The organism is Burkholderia sp. MSHR3999, from assembly GCF_000833595.1.
GTDB classification, from domain to species: Bacteria; Pseudomonadota; Gammaproteobacteria; order Burkholderiales; family Burkholderiaceae; genus Burkholderia; species Burkholderia ubonensis.
In genome coordinates this window covers 1713114-1728050 of the sequence record NZ_JRFO01000007.1, presented here as the reverse complement: position 1 = coordinate 1728050, position 14937 = coordinate 1713114, and the positions used below count along the sequence as shown (strand labels likewise).

General features: G+C 66.3%; 5 protein-coding genes. 2 read left to right on the top strand and 3 right to left on the bottom strand.

The window, feature by feature from the left end; translation table 11 throughout:
• Positions 1-42 precede the first annotated feature (42 nt).
• Positions 43-897 (bottom strand): helix-turn-helix domain-containing protein, encoded by an 855-nt coding sequence (locus tag KY49_RS30985; RefSeq protein WP_042588126.1) that lies wholly within the window; start codon positions 895-897, stop codon positions 43-45.
• Between the two features lie 236 nt (positions 898-1133).
• On the opposite strand from KY49_RS30985, the gene KY49_RS38890 reads away from it, so the two are divergent.
• Both KY49_RS38890 and KY49_RS30975 read left to right on the top strand, forming a co-directional pair.
• Positions 1134-1640, top strand: a complete 507-nt coding sequence (locus KY49_RS38890; RefSeq protein WP_231636569.1) for a hypothetical protein — start codon at positions 1134-1136, stop codon at positions 1638-1640.
• 289 nt (positions 1641-1929) lie between these two features.
• Complete coding sequence (locus tag KY49_RS30975) at positions 1930-3258, top strand: NAD(P)/FAD-dependent oxidoreductase (protein WP_042588124.1); 1329 nt, start codon at positions 1930-1932, stop codon at positions 3256-3258.
• 84 nt (positions 3259-3342) lie between these two features.
• Here KY49_RS30975 and KY49_RS30970 read toward each other — a convergent pair whose 3' ends face one another.
• Together KY49_RS30970 and KY49_RS30965 are read right to left on the bottom strand one after the other, a co-directional pair.
• Positions 3343-4716 carry a TolC family outer membrane protein gene (locus tag KY49_RS30970; protein ID WP_042588123.1) on the bottom strand — a complete coding sequence of 458 codons (1374 nt, stop codon included), beginning with the start codon at positions 4714-4716 and terminating at the stop codon, positions 3343-3345.
• Positions 4717-4980: 264 nt separating this feature from the next.
• Positions 4981-14904, bottom strand: a complete 9924-nt coding sequence (locus KY49_RS30965; protein ID WP_231636567.1) for an Ig-like domain-containing protein — start codon at positions 14902-14904, stop codon at positions 4981-4983.
• Positions 14905-14937: the final 33 nt, after the last annotated feature.

The following is a 14937-nucleotide window of genomic DNA, read 5'->3' as shown; positions in this document are numbered from 1 at the left end:
CGCGTGCGCTGGCCATCCGGCCGATGGGGGCGGGCGGGGCGCTCAGCTCCGCACGAGCCGTTTCGCGAGATCCGCGCTGAGGATCGCCATGCGCGCGGGTTTTTCGTAGCAGACCACGTCGAATGCGCGGATCACTTCGCTGATGTCCGCCTCGCTCGCGCGGCCGGTGAGCAGGTCGCCCGTCAGCACGAAAATCGGCGCGCCGGGGTTGTCGGACGTGCGCACCGCCTTGATCCCGGTCGCCGCCGTGCAGTCGTCGAACAGCCATTCGGTGACGACCGCGTCGAACGCCTGGCCCTGCAGCGCATCGACGAATGCGGTGAGGCCGTCGAACGTGGCCGTCGCGAAGCCTTGCCGTTCGAGATAGCGGCACAGTTCGGTCGCGCTGACGCGATCGGGGTCGATCACGGCGACGAGCAGCTTGTCGCTCTCTGCGCGGCGCGGATAGATTTCGATCTTGTGCACGTCGTACGCGTTCTGATAGAGCACGCCGCTATGACGCAGCACGCGCCAGTGGCCGTTCTGTTCGTACGCGACGAACTCGGGCCGCGCGCCGGCTTCGAGCGGCGCGCCGATCCACGCGGTGCATGGAATCTCGGCCACGCCCGCGTACAGCACGGCTTCCTGCGAATATGCGCCGACCATGCCGGGGTCGAGCGTCTGCGCGCCGAACAACTGCGCGGCGGGCTCGCCGTAGGCTTCGGCGACTTTCTTGATTTGCGCGAGCGTCCACGGGCTGCTGCCGCGCAGTTTGCGGTGGCCCTGGGAAAAGCTGAGGTCGAGGATACGGCACAGCTCGGTGGTCTGCTGCCGCTTGCCGATGCCGTTGCGGGTCATCAGCTCGCGCACGCGCTCGGCGACCGCGAGGGAATCCGTGGTTATTGCTTCAGTGGTCATGCTACGGGAGCGGATCGGTTCAAGACGACGCCTTGCGGCGGAACTCGTCGGACAATCTCGGAGAGGTTCAGTAGCGAGCCGACCGGCCACGCGCGGAAAAGATAACTTTACCGCAAAATGGCATCGGTTCCCCGTAGTAAAACACGCGATTGTGTGAAAGGTGTTTCCCAACGTTACACAGGATGTGCGCCTGGCCCTGCCGGGCAACGGCGGTTTAAATCCATTCAAAACGTCAGGTGCCGATCCTGACTCGTATCGGCTCGATTACGCTCGAATTGGCACATAATCTGGCAGCCGTCGCGCACAGGACGTGCTTGCGTGCCGGCCACATCGATTCGTTGCTTGATCGGCTGCGACGGCCTAGTCTCAACCGCAAGGGGGCAAACGCCGAGCTCGGCGTCTGCGACGCAGCCGGCACCGGCGGGGCCGATCGGAATGCCGGATGTGCGAACCACGCGCCATGCGCGGGTTGCTTGTCATTCGATGCGGAGGTTGAGATGTCGGAGCATGCGGTTGTCGACGAAAACGGCTATCGGTGTTTCTGTGAGGCTTACGAGGAGCCTCCGGGCGTGTGGCGTGCACTGGTGCGATTCGAACGAAAGCGTGACCACGCCGCGATGCAGACGCACATCCCTGGCATGACGCACAAAATCGACGAGACGTTCGCGACTCATCATGAAGCGATGGGTGCTGCGAAAGCGTATGCCAGGTACAAGGCGTCTCAAGACGAGACGGGCCTGTAGCCTGTAGAAACCAGGGTCTGGCGTCGCTACCCGGAGCAACCCGTGCTGTCGGGTCGGATTGCAATATCGGCGTTATTGCGTGTTCAATCTGCCTGCTGCACTTTCAAATTTCTGTTGAGCTTCGTCGCCGTGATACGTCACCGACAACGGCAATTCGTGCTCCTGCCATTGGCCGAGGGTTAGTCAGCGTCGACCAATGCGGATGACGCGCCCGTCGTCGCGTTGAAGAATGACGTAACCTTATGGGGCGCCATCGCACGCCCGGCGCGTTACCGACGATCGGGAAACCATGACGACGACTTACCCGCTGCACGCCAACTTGACCCGCGCCGACGCGGCATTTCCGACCGATGCCGACGTGGTGATCGCGGGCGCCGGCATCATGGGCTGCGCGGCCGCGTACTACCTGGGCTTGCGCGGCCTGAAGGCCGTCGTGCTCGACAAGTCCCGGCTCGCCGGGCAGCAATCCGCGCGCGCATGGGGCTTCGTGCGCCAGCAGGGGCGCGAAGCCCCCGAAGTGCCGCTGATGATGGCCGGCATGCGGATCTGGGAAGGACTGGAGGCCGCGCTCGGTTTCGATCTCGAGTGGCGGCAGGGCGGCTGTCTCTATATTGCGGACAACGAAACGGCCTGGGCGTCGTTCCAGGCGTGGCTGAGCGTCGCCCGCGACCACGGGCTCGACACGCGCACGCTGACGCGCGGGCAGATCGACGAGCATGTCAGCGGCCTCGCCGCACCCGCGCTCGGCGGCCTCTACACCGCGAGCGATGGCCAGGCCGAGCCGCGGCGCGTGGCCGCCGCGTTTGCCGCGCGCGCGACCGAGGCCGGTGCGCGCTTCTTCGAAGGCTGCGGCGTGACGGCCATCGAAACGGCGGGCGGCGCGGTCGTCGGCGTCGCGACCGAGCGCGGCACGATCCGCGCGTCGCGCGTGATCTGCGCGGCCGGCGCGACGAGCTTCCGGCTGCTCGACGGCGTCGGCATCCGGCTGCCGCAGCAGGCCGTGCGCGGCACCTGCATGCGCACCAACGTGCTGCCGCCGGTGTCCGCGTCGACGCTCTGGGGGCACGGCCTCGGCATCCGCCAGCGCAGCAACGGCGCGATCAATCTCGCCGACGATATGCAGGCGGACGTCGACCTGACGCTCGGCCACCTGCGCGGGCTGAGCCTGTTCTGGCCGGAGTTCTGGTCGCAGCGCGAGAAATTCCGGCTCCACCTGAACGGCGCCGCGTGGCGCGACCTGGCCGCGCGGGTCAACGGCGGGCCCGGGCCGATCGAGCCGCGCGATCCGCAGCCGCAGCCGAATCCCGCGCACGCGCCGCGCGCGCTCGCGAAGCTGAAGGCGATCTTTCCGGCGCTGAAGGACGCGCAGGTCGTCGAGGCGTGGGCCGGCCTGATCGACGTGCTGCCCGACGGCATTCCGGTGATCGACGCGCCCGGCACGCCGGCGGGGCTTGCGATCGCGACCGGCTTCTGCGGCCACGGGTTCGCGATGGGGCCGATCGTCGGCCGGCTGCTCGCCGAATGGGTCGACACCGGAGCGCCGTCGCTCGATCTCGCCGCGTTCCGCGCGCGGCGTTTCGCCGACGGCACGATGGTGCGGCCGCGCAGCGTGCTTTGACGGGCGGCGCGCGCGGGCCGAATGCCCGAGGCCTTGATCCGATGAACGCGCCGGGGCCGGTCGGCCGCGCCGCCCGAGCGAGTGTCATTTCCCGGTGTCCGGGGCGCCGCGATTGAAGGCGACCGCCGGCCGCGCGCTACCTGCTCCCCACGCCTCGGCCGGCCGCCCGACGTGCAGCGTGTCGAGCAACTGCCCCATGCCGGCGAACACCCGGTAGGCGCTCGCGACTTCCGCATACTGGCCGCTGATGTAATCGATGCGCGCGCTGTAATACTCGTTCTCGGCATTGAGCAGATCGAGCAGCGAGCGTTGCCCGATGCCGAACTGCAGCATGTACGCTTCGCGCGTCGCTGCACTGGAATCGACGTACTGCTTGAGCACGATCATTCGGTCGCGCGCGGTGAGGTACGCGTTGTACGCATGCGAAACGCTTTCCTGGATCTCGAGGCGCGTACGGTTGCGTTCCTCCTCGGCTTCGCGGATCTGCGCGTGCGCTTCGCCGATGCGCGCCTTGTCGGCGCCGCCCTGGAACAGGTTGTAGCGAAGACGCAGCATCACGCGGCGGTCGTTGGTCGGGCCGAGCACGCCGTCGCGGTCGTGGCTCGCGCTGAGTTCCAGGTCGAGGCGCGGCCACAGCGCGGCCTTGGCGCCGTCGTACCGGGCGCGTGCCTGGGCCACGTCCGCCTCGGCGCCGGCGAGCGACGGGTGGTTTGCCAGCGCCGTGTCCAGCGCCAGGCGTTCGGTCGGCGGCAGCGCGCCTTCCGGCGCCACCGGCTTGACGAGCGCATCCGGCGCCGTGCCTACGAGACGGACGTAAGCCACCTCGGCATCCTTCAGGCTGCTTTGCTCGGAGCGCAGGTTGTCCTGGGCCAGCGCCAGTCGGCTTTCCGCCTGGTAAAGGTCGGCGCGGCGGCCGACGCCGCGGTCGCTGCGCAGCTTGATCAGGTCGTGGATCCGGCGATGGGAATCGAGGTTGTCCTCGGCGGCGGCCGTCGTCTCCCGGCGGCGCAGCACTTCGAGATAGGCGCCCACCACGCGTAGCGCCACGTCCTCCGACGTGGAGGCGACGCGATTGGCGGACGAGTCGATGCGCGCCTGCTGACGCGCCACTTCGCTCCTGACCGCGAACCCGTCGAACAGCATCTGCGACAACGTCACGTTGGCGTTGCGCTGCGTGAACGTGGCCCGGTTCTGGCCGAGCAGACGTGTCTCCACGTCGTCGCGCCGCTCCTTGCCGATCGCCGCGTCGACGTCCACGCGCGGCCAGTAGCCTGCCCGCGCCTGCTTCAGGCCCTGATCCGCCGCTTCGCGGTTATGCGTCGTGGCAAGGACTTCGGGATTGGTTCTGATCGCTTGCTCGACCGCTTCCTGGAGGCTTTGCGCGGCGGCGAGCGGCGAGGCGGCGGCAAGCGCCGACGCGAGTGCGAGCACGGCTAGCAGAGGGCAGTTTCTGTTCATCGACTTTTTCCTGTCGCCTGACGGCTGCCAGCGTGCAGCACGGCTCAGGCACGATCGGATACTTCGCGATGCTCGGAATCATGCGGCCGGCGCAGCTCGCCGGAAACACGCTGCGCCTTCAGGCAGCTTAGTCCATTCGGCGAATTTCCCGTGAGGAGATTCGCGTCGGGGCGCCGCGCAGGATGCGTCGACAATCCACCGCGAGCGACGGCATGCTGCATTCCACCGTGCGTGCACGCGTCGCTCGTGGGGCGTTCCGGTCGGCTAGACCTCCTGGACGTGGGGCAGCGGCGGCGGGGCGTAAGTGACGACGGTGCCGCTGCCTTGATCGTGCGAGAGCTGGAAGCTGCCGGCCGACAGATTGCCCTGCAGCGCAACCTGCGCCGTGTGGGCGCCGTCGCTGACGGTCAGCGTGCCGCCCGTTCCGGTGTCGTTGGCCGTGAAGCTGAGCGTCGTGTGGTCGTTGTACAGGACATCCGCGAGATCGAGCGTATCGCCCGCGCCGAAGCCGCTGACCGTGCCGGTGAAGCCGGCGGACTGATCCAGCTTGAGCGTACCGGCGGCGCCGTCGGCGAACGTCGTGTTTTCCGCGGACGCGCCGCCGAATTCCAGCGTCGCGGCGCCGCTGATCGTCGCGCTGCCGGCGCCCGTCACGTCGCCTTGGATCGTCAGGTTGCCGTTGTTCGCCCACAGGTTGCCCGTGTTTGCCACGGCGCTGTCGATCACGAGGCCGCCGCTGCCCGTCGCCTCGAGCGTGCCCGTATTGACGACAGCGTGGGTACCTGTGTCGATCACGAGTGCGTTGGCGCCGCTGGCGACGATCGTCCCTTCGTTGACGAGCGTCAGCTGGCCGGCGCCGATCTGGCCGGCCCCGGTGATCGTATTGTCGACGTTGACGAGCGTCGTGTCCGGCGTGCTGCCGAAGACGACGTTGTGGCTGTCGTCGGACAGTGTCACGTATCCGCCGCCTTCCAGCGTCGCGCTCTTGACCAGGACCTCGAGCCGGGTCAAGTCGCCCGTCGATCCGAGCGCGATCGTGCCGGTGTTGTCGATCGTGCCGCCGACGGGAAGCATTGCGCCGTCGTTGACCGTCATGACGCCGGCGTTGGTCGTGACCGGCTCCTGGTCGAACACGAAATTGTCGCTGGTGAGATCGGTGGAGTGAACGCCCGTCACCGTGATCGTCGCGCCGTCGCCCAGTGCGATCACCGCGTTGCCGTTGGCGTCGTCCGTCATGTGTGCCTGGACGTCGCTGAAGCTCGTGATGCCGGTGAAGCCGACGAGGTCGATCTTGTCGGCGGCGAGGTCGAGATTGTGCAGCGTGTCGTTGCCGATCGGCTGCGCGAACACGAACAGGTCGTGACCGGCGGATCCTGTCAGCTGGTCGTCGCCCGACCACGCGAAGATCGGCGCATTGGCCGCAAACGCTTCGACATTGTCGGCGACCGTGACGGCTTGGTGACTGCCGTCCGCGCCGGTCCAGGTTTCGTTCACGGTGAGCACCGTGGCGCCCGTGAAGGACGCGGGCGGCGTGATGGTGAGCGCGCCGAGATCGTTCGTCGGGACGAGCCATGCGCCGTTGCCGAGATCGGTGCCGGCGTTCAGCGACCAGCCGGACGGGATGCCGGCGATCGTTACCGCGAGGTCGGACGCATGGCCAGACGGATCGGCCAGCGCCAGATTGATCTCGGATCCGGCGAACCCGGCGGGCGCCACGTGCGTCGAGGTTCGCGAGTTGCCAGCCGTGTCCCACTCGGTCACGGTGAGGGAGTCACTCTTGAGATTGAGGTTCTGTTGCGAGAAGGTCCAGGTTCCGGCGGCTTGTTGCGTTGCGTTGTAGTCGGCGTTGGTGATGTTGTCGTGGACCGTCACTTTCCAGACGTTCGACGTGTCGGTGGTGGCGGTCAGCGTGTGTCCGCTGTATTGCCACGACAGCGTCGATGGGGCGGTGGTATCGAGCGTGAAATTGAAACTGGTCGCGTTCGAGATGTTGCCTGCCACGTCGATCTGGCGCACCTGTACGTTGTTCACGCCTTCGACGGCGCTGAAGCTGGTGTTCCAATGGGCGCCGTTGTCGATGCTGTACTGCACGGTGGCGCCGGTTTCGATGCCGGTCAAGCTTAGCGTGCCGACGTTGGTGATGTGGTCGGATGCACTGCTGCCGGAATCGGTGGTCAGGGCGACGCCGGGGGCGGCGGCCGACGTATCGAGCGTGAAGCTGAACGAGGTCGCCGACGACGCATTGCCGGCGACATCGATCTGCCGGACCTGCACGTTGTTCACGCCTTCGACCGCGCTGAAGCTGGTGCTCCAGTGCGCACCGCTGTCGACGCTGTACTGCACGGTGGCGCCGGTTTCGATGCCGGTGAGGTTCAACGTACCGACGTTGGTGATGTGGTCGGAAGCGCTGCTGCCCGAATCGGTGGTCAGGGCGACGCCGGGGGCGGCGGCCGATGTATCGAGCGTGAAGCTGAACGAGGTCGCCGACGACGTGTTGCCCGCGACGTCGATCTGGCGGACCTGCACGTTGTTCACGCCTTCGACGGCGCTGAAGCTGGTGTTCCAATGGGCGCCGTTGTCGACGCTGTACTGCACGGTGGCGCCGGTTTCGATGCCGGTGAGGTTCAACGTACCGACGTTGGTGATGTGGTCGGATGCGCTGCTGCCCGAATCGGTGGTCAGCGCGACGCCGGGGGCGGCGGCCGACGTATCGAGCGTGAAGCTGAACGAGGTCGCCGACGACGTGTTGCCCGCGACGTCGATCTGGCGGACCTGCACGTTGTTCACGCCTTCGACCGCATTGAAGCTGGTGCTCCAGTGCACACCGTTGTCGACGCTGTACTGCACGGTGGCGCCGGTTTCGATGCCGGTGAGGTTCAGCGTGCCGACGTTGGTGACGTGGTCGGACGCGCTGCTGCCGGAGTCGGTGGTCAGCGCGACGCCGGGGGCGGCGGCCGACGTATCGAGCGTGAAGCTGAACGAGGTCGCCGATGACGTGTTGCCCGCGACGTCGATCTGGCGGACCTGCACGTTGTTCACGCCTTCTAGGGCACCGAAGCTGGTGCTCCAGTGCGCACCGTTGTCGACGCTGTACTGCACGGTGGCGCCGGTTTCGATGCCGGACAGGTTCAACGTACCGACGTTGGTGATGTGATCGGACGCGCTGCTGCCGGAGTCGGTGGTCAGCGCGACGCCGGGGGCGGCAGCCGACGTGTCGAGCGTGAAGCTGAACGAGGTCGCCGACGACGTGTTGCCGGCGACGTCGATCTGCCGGACCTGCACGTTGTTCACGCCTTCGACCGCGCTGAAGCTGGTGTTCCAATGGGCGCCATTGTCGACGCTGTACTGCACGGTGGCGCCACTCTCGACTCCGGTCACATTCAGCGTGCCGACGTTGGTGATGTGATCAACAGCACTGCTGCCGGAATCGGTGGTCAGCGCGACACCGGGGGCGGCAGCCGACGTATCGAGCGTGAAGCTGAACGAGGTTGCCGACGACGTGTTGCCGGCGACGTCGATCTGGCGGACCTGGACGTTGTTCGTGCCTTCGACCGCGCTGAAGCTGGTGCTCCAGTGCGCACCGCTGTCGACGCTGTACTGCACGGTCGCGCCACTCTCGACGCCGGTCACATTCAACGTACCGACGTTGGTGATGTGATCAGACGCGCTGCTGCCCGAATCGGTGGTCAGCGCGACACTGGGGGCGGCGGCCGACGTATCGAGCGTGAAGCTGAACGAGGTCGCCGATGACGTGTTGCCCGCGACGTCGATCTGGCGGACCTGCACGTTGTTCACGCCTTCTAGGGCACCGAAGCTGGTGCTCCAATGGGCACCGTTGTCGACGCTGTACTGCACGGTGGCGCCGGTTTCGATGCCGGACAGGTTCAACGTACCGACGTTGGTGACGTGGTCGGACGCGCTGCTGCCGGAATCGGTGGTCAGCGCGACACCGGGGGCGGCGGCCGACGTATCGAGCGTGAAGCTGAACGAAGTTGCCGATGACGTGTTGCCGGCGACGTCGATCTGGCGGACCTGCACATTGTTCACGCCTTCGACGGCGCTGAAGCTGGTGTTCCAATGGGCGCCGTTGTCGGTGCTGTACTGCACGGTGGCGCCGGTTTCGATGCCGGTGAGGTTCAGCGTGCCGACGTTGGTGATGTGGTCGGACGCGCTGCTGCCCGAATCGGTGGTCAGCGCGACACCGGGTGCGGCGGCCGACGTATCGAGCGTGAAGCTGAACGAGGTCGCCGACGACGTGTTGCCGGCGACGTCGATCTGGCGGACCTGCACGTTGTTCAGGCCTTCGACGGCGCTGAAGCTGGTGCTCCAGTGCGCACCGCTGTCGACGCTGTACTGCACGGTGGCGCCGGTTTCGATGCCGGTGAGGTTCAGCGTGCCGACGTTGGTGATGTGGTCGGAGGTGCTGCTGCCCGAATCGGTGGTCAGCGCGACACCGGGCGCGGCGGCCGACGTATCGAGCGTGAAGCTGAACGAGGTTGCCGACGACGTGTTGCCGGCGACGTCGATCTGGCGCACCTGTACGTTGTTCACGCCTTCGACGGCGCTGAAGCTGGTGTTCCAATGGGCGCCGTTGTCGATGCTGTACTGCACGGTCGCGCCATTCTCGACTCCGGTGAGGTTCAGCGTGCCGACGTTGGTGATGTGGTCGGACGCGCTGCTGCCCGAATCGGTGGTCAGCGCGACGCCGGGGGCGGCGGCTGACGTATCGAGCGTGAAGCTGAACGAGGTCGCCGACGACGCATTGCCGGCGACATCGATCTGCCGGACCTGCACATTGTTCGTGCCTTCGACCGCACTGAAGGTGGTGCTCCAGTGCGCACCGTTGTCGACGCTGTACTGCACGGTGGCGCCGGTTTCGATGCCGGTGAGGTTCAACGTGCCGACGTTGGTAACGTGGTCGGACGCGCTGCTGCCGGAATCGGTGGTCAGCACGACGCCGGGGGCGGCAGCCGACGTGTCGAGCGTGAAGCTGAACGAGGTCGCCGACGACGTGTTGCCGGCGACATCGATCTGCCGGACCTGCACATCGTTCAGGCCTTCGACGGCACTGAAGCTGGTGCTCCACGTGTGGCCGCCGTCGGTCGAATATTCGACGGTCGCGCCGGTTTCGACACCGGACAGGTTCAGCGTGCCGACGTTGGTGACATGATCAACAGCACTGCTGCCGGAATCGGTGGTCAGCGCGACACCGGGGGCGGCGGCCGACGTATCGAGCGTGAAGCTGAACGAGGTTGCCGACGACGTGTTGCCGGCGATATCGGTCTGCCGGACCTGGATGTCGTTCAGACCTTCGGTGGCATTGAAACTGGCGCTCCACGTATGGCCGCCATCGATCGAATATTCGACAGTGGCGCCGGTTTCGACACCGGACAGGTTCAACGTGCCGACATTGGTGACGTGGTCGGACGCGCTGCTGCCGGAATCGGTGGTCAGCGCGACACCGGGTGCGGCAGCCGACGTATCGAGCGTGAAGCTGAACGACGTTGCGGACGACGTGTTGCCGGCGACGTCGATCTGGCGGACCTGCACGTTGTTCACGCCTTCGACCGCGCTGAAGCTGGTGTTCCAATGGGCACCGTTGTCGACGCTGTACTGCACGGTCGCGCCATTCTCGACGCCCGTCAGGTTCAACGTGCCGACATTGGTGACGTGGTCGGATGCGCTGCTGCCGGAGTCGGTGGTCAGGGCGACGCCGGGGGCGGCGGCCGAGGTATCGAGCGTGAAGCTGAACGAGGTCGCCGACGACGTGTTGCCGGCGACGTCGATCTGGCGCACCTGTACGTTGTTCACGCCTTCGACGGCGCTGAAGCTGGTGTTCCAATGGGCGCCGTTGTCGATGCTGTACTGCACGGTGGCGCCGGTTTCGATGCCGGTCAAGCTTAGCGTGCCGACGTTGGTGATGTGGTCGGATGCACTGCTGCCGGAGTCGGTGGTCAGCGCGACGCCGGGGGCGGCGGCTGACGTATCGAGCGTGAAGCTGAACGAGGTCGCCGACGACGTGTTGCCCGCGACATCGATCTGCCGGACCTGCACGTTGTTCACGCCTTCGACCGCACTGAAGCTGGTGCTCCAGTGCGCACCGTTGTCGACGCTGTACTGCACGGTGGCGCCGGTTTCGATGCCGGTGAGGTTCAGCGTGCCGACATTGGTGACGTGGTCGGACGCGCTGCTGCCCGAATCGACGGCGAGCGCGACACTGGGCGCGGCAGCCGACGTATCGAGCGTGAAGCTGAACGAGGTCGCCGACGACGTGTTGCCGGCGACGTCGATCTGGCGCACCTGTACGTTGTTCACGCCTTCGACCGCGCTGAAGCTGGTGTTCCAATGGACGCCGTTGTCGACGCTGTACTGCACGGTGGCGCCGGTTTCGATGCCGGACAGGTTCAACGTACCGACGTTGGTGATGTGATCGGACGCGCTGCTGCCGGAGTCGGTGGTCAGCGCGACGCCGGGGGCGGCGGCCGACGTGTCGAGCGTGAAGCTGAACGAGGTCGCCGACGACGTGTTGCCGGCGACGTCGATCTGGCGCACCTGTACGTTGTTCACGCCTTCGACCGCGCTGAAGCTGGTGTTCCAATGGACGCCGTTGTCGACGCTGTACTGCACGGTGGCGCCGGTTTCGATGCCGGACAGGTTCAACGTACCGACGTTGGTGATGTGATCGGACGCGCTGCTGCCGGAGTCGGTGGTCAGCGCGACGCCGGGGGCGGCGGCCGACGTGTCGAGCGTGAAGCTGAACGAGGTCGCCGACGACGTGTTGCCGGCGACGTCGATCTGGCGCACCTGTACGTTGTTCACGCCTTCGACCGCGCTGAAGCTGGTGTTCCAATGGACGCCGTTGTCGACGCTGTACTGCACGGTGGCGCCGGTTTCGATGCCGGACAGGTTCAACGTACCGACATTGGTGACGTGGTCGGAAGCACTGCTGCCGGAGTCGGTGGTCAGGGCGACGCCGGGCGCGGCAGCCGACGTATCGAGCGTGAAGCTGAACGAGGTCGCCGACGACGTGTTGCCCGCGACATCGATCTGCCGGACCTGCACATTGTTCACGCCTTCGACCGCATTGAAGCTGGTGCTCCAGTGCGCACCGTTGTCGACGCTGTACTGCACGGTGGCGCCGGTTTCGATGCCGGTGAGGTTCAGCGTGCCGACATTGGTGACGTGGTCGGACGCGCTGCTGCCCGAATCGACGGCGAGCGCGACACTGGGCGCGGCAGCCGACGTATCGAGCGTGAAGCTGAACGAGGTCGCCGACGACGTGTTGCCGGCGACGTCGATCTGCCGGACCTGGATGTCGTTCAGGCCTTCGACCGCGCTGAAGCTGGTGCTCCAGGTGTGACCACCATCGATCGAATATTCGACAGTGGCGCCGCTTTCGACACCGGACAGGTTCAGCGTGCCGACGTTGGTGATGTGGTCAACAGCACTGCTGCCGGAGTCGGTGGTCAGCGCGACACCGGGCGCGGCGGCCGACGTGTCGAGCGTGAAGCTGAACGAGGTCGCCGACGACGTGTTGCCGGCGATGTCGGTCTGACGGACCTGGATGTCGTTCAGGCCTTCGACGGCGCTGAAGCTGGTGCTCCAGGTATGGCCGCCGTCGGTCGAGTATTCGACGGTGGCGCCGGTTTCGACACCGGACAGGTTCAGCGTACCGACGTTGGTGATGTGATCGGATGCACTGCTGCCGGAGTCGGTGGTCAGCGCGACACCGGGGGCGGCAGCCGACGTGTCGAGCGTGAAGCTGAACGAGGTCGGGTCGGACGTATTGCCGGCGATGTCGGTCTGCCGGACCTGCACGTCGTTCAGGCCTTCGGTGGCATTGAAGCTGGTGCTCCACGTATGGCCGCCGTCGGTCGAGTATTCGACGGTGGCGCCGGTTTCGACGCCGGTCAGGTTCAACGTGCCGACGTTGGTGATGTGGTCAACAGCGCTGCTGCCGGAATCGGTGGTCAGCGCGACGCCGGGGGCGGCGGCCGACGTGTCGAGCGTGAAGCTGAACGAGGTCGCCGACGACGTGTTACCGGCGACGTCGATCTGCCGGACCTGCGCGTCGTTCAGGCCTTCGACGGCGCTGAAGCTGGTGCTCCAGGTGTGACCACCATCGATCGAATATTCGACGGTGGCGCCGGTTTCGACGCCGGTCAGGTTCAACGTGCCGACGTTGGTGATGTGGTCAACAGCGCTGCTGCCGGAATCGGTGGTCAGCGCGACGCCGGGGGCGGCGGCCGACGTGTCGAGCGTGAAGCTGAACGAGGTCGCCGACGACGTGTTACCGGCGACGTCGATCTGCCGGACCTGCGCGTCGTTCAGGCCTTCGACGGCGCTGAAGCTGGTGCTCCAGGTGTGACCACCATCGATCGAATATTCGACGGTGGCGCCGGTTTCGACGCCGGTCAGGTTCAACGTGCCGACGTTGGTGATGTGGTCAACAGCGCTGCTGCCGGAATCGGTGGTCAGCGCGACGCCGGGGGCGGCGGCCGACGTGTCGAGCGTGAAGCTGAACGAGGTCGCCGACGACGTGTTACCGGCGACGTCGATCTGGCGGACCTGCGCGTCGTTCAGGCCTTCGACGGCGCTGAAGCTGGTGCTCCAGGTGTGACCACCATCGATCGAATATTCGACGGTGGCGCCGGTTTCGACGCCGGTCAGGTTCAACGTGCCGACGTTGGTGATGTGGTCAACAGCGCTGCTGCCGGAGTCGGTGGTCAGTGCGACGCCGGGGGCGGCGGCCGACGTGTCGAGCGTGAAGCTGAACGAGGTCGGGTCGGACGTATTGCCGGCGATGTCGGTCTGCCGGACCTGCACGTCGTTCAGGCCTTCGGTGGCATTGAAGCTGGTGCTCCACGTATGGCCGCCGTCGGTCGAGTATTCGACGGTGGCGCCGGTTTCGACGCCGGTCAGGTTCAACGTGCCGACGTTGGTGATGTGGTCAACAGCGCTGCTGCCGGAGTCGGTGGTCAGCGCGACACCGGGCGCGGCGGCCGAGGTATCGAGCGTGAAGCTGAACGAGGTCGGGTCGGACGTATTGCCGGCGATGTCGGTCTGGCGGACCTGCACGTTGTTCAGGCCTTCGACGGCGCTGAAGCTGGTGCTCCAGGTGTGACCACCATCGATCGAATATTCGACAGTGGCGCCGCTTTCGACACCGGACAGGTTCAGCGTGCCGACGTTGGTGACGTGGTCGGACGCGCTGCTGCCGGAATCGGTGGTCAGCGCGACGCCGGGGGCGGCGGCCGACGTATCGAGCATGAAGCTGAACGAGGTCGCCGACGACGTGTTGCCCGCGACATCGATCTGGCGGACCTGGATGTCGTTCAGGCCTTCGACGGCGCTGAAGCTGGTGCTCCAGGTATGGCCGCCGTCGGTCGAGTATTCGACGGTGGCGCCGGTTTCGACACCGGACAGGTTCAGCGTACCGACGTTGGTGATGTGATCGGATGCACTGCTGCCGGAGTCGGTGGTCAGCGCGACACCGGGGGCGGCAGCCGACGTGTCGAGCGTGAAGCTGAACGAGGTCGGGTCGGACGTATTGCCGGCGATGTCGGTCTGCCGGACCTGCACGTCGTTCAGGCCTTCGGTGGCATTGAAGCTGGTGCTCCACGTATGGCCGCCGTCGGTCGAGTATTCGACGGTGGCGCCGGTTTCGACGCCGGTCAGGTTCAACGTGCCGACGTTGGTGATGTGGTCAACAGCGCTGCTGCCGGAATCGGTGGTCAGCGCGACGCCGGGGGCGGCGGCCGACGTGTCGAGCGTGAAGCTGAACGAGGTCGCCGACGACGTGTTACCGGCGACGTCGATCTGCCGGACCTGCGCGTCGTTCAGGCCTTCGACGGCGCTGAAGCTGGTGCTCCAGGTGTGACCACCATCGATCGAATATTCGACGGTGGCGCCGGTTTCGACGCCGGTCAGGTTCAACGTGCCGACGTTGGTGATGTGGTCAACAGCGCTGCTGCCGGAATCGGTGGTCAGCGCGACGCCGGGGGCGGCGGCCGACGTGTCGAGCGTGAAGCTGAACGAGGTCGCCGACGACGTGTTGCCGGCGACGTCGATCTGCCGGACCTGCGCGTCGTTCAGGCCTTCGACGGCGCTGAAGCTGGTGCTCCAGGTGTGACCACCATCGATCGAATATTCGACGGTGGCGCCGGTTTCGACGCCGGTCAGGTTCAACGTGCCGACGTTGGTGATGTGGTCAACAGCGCT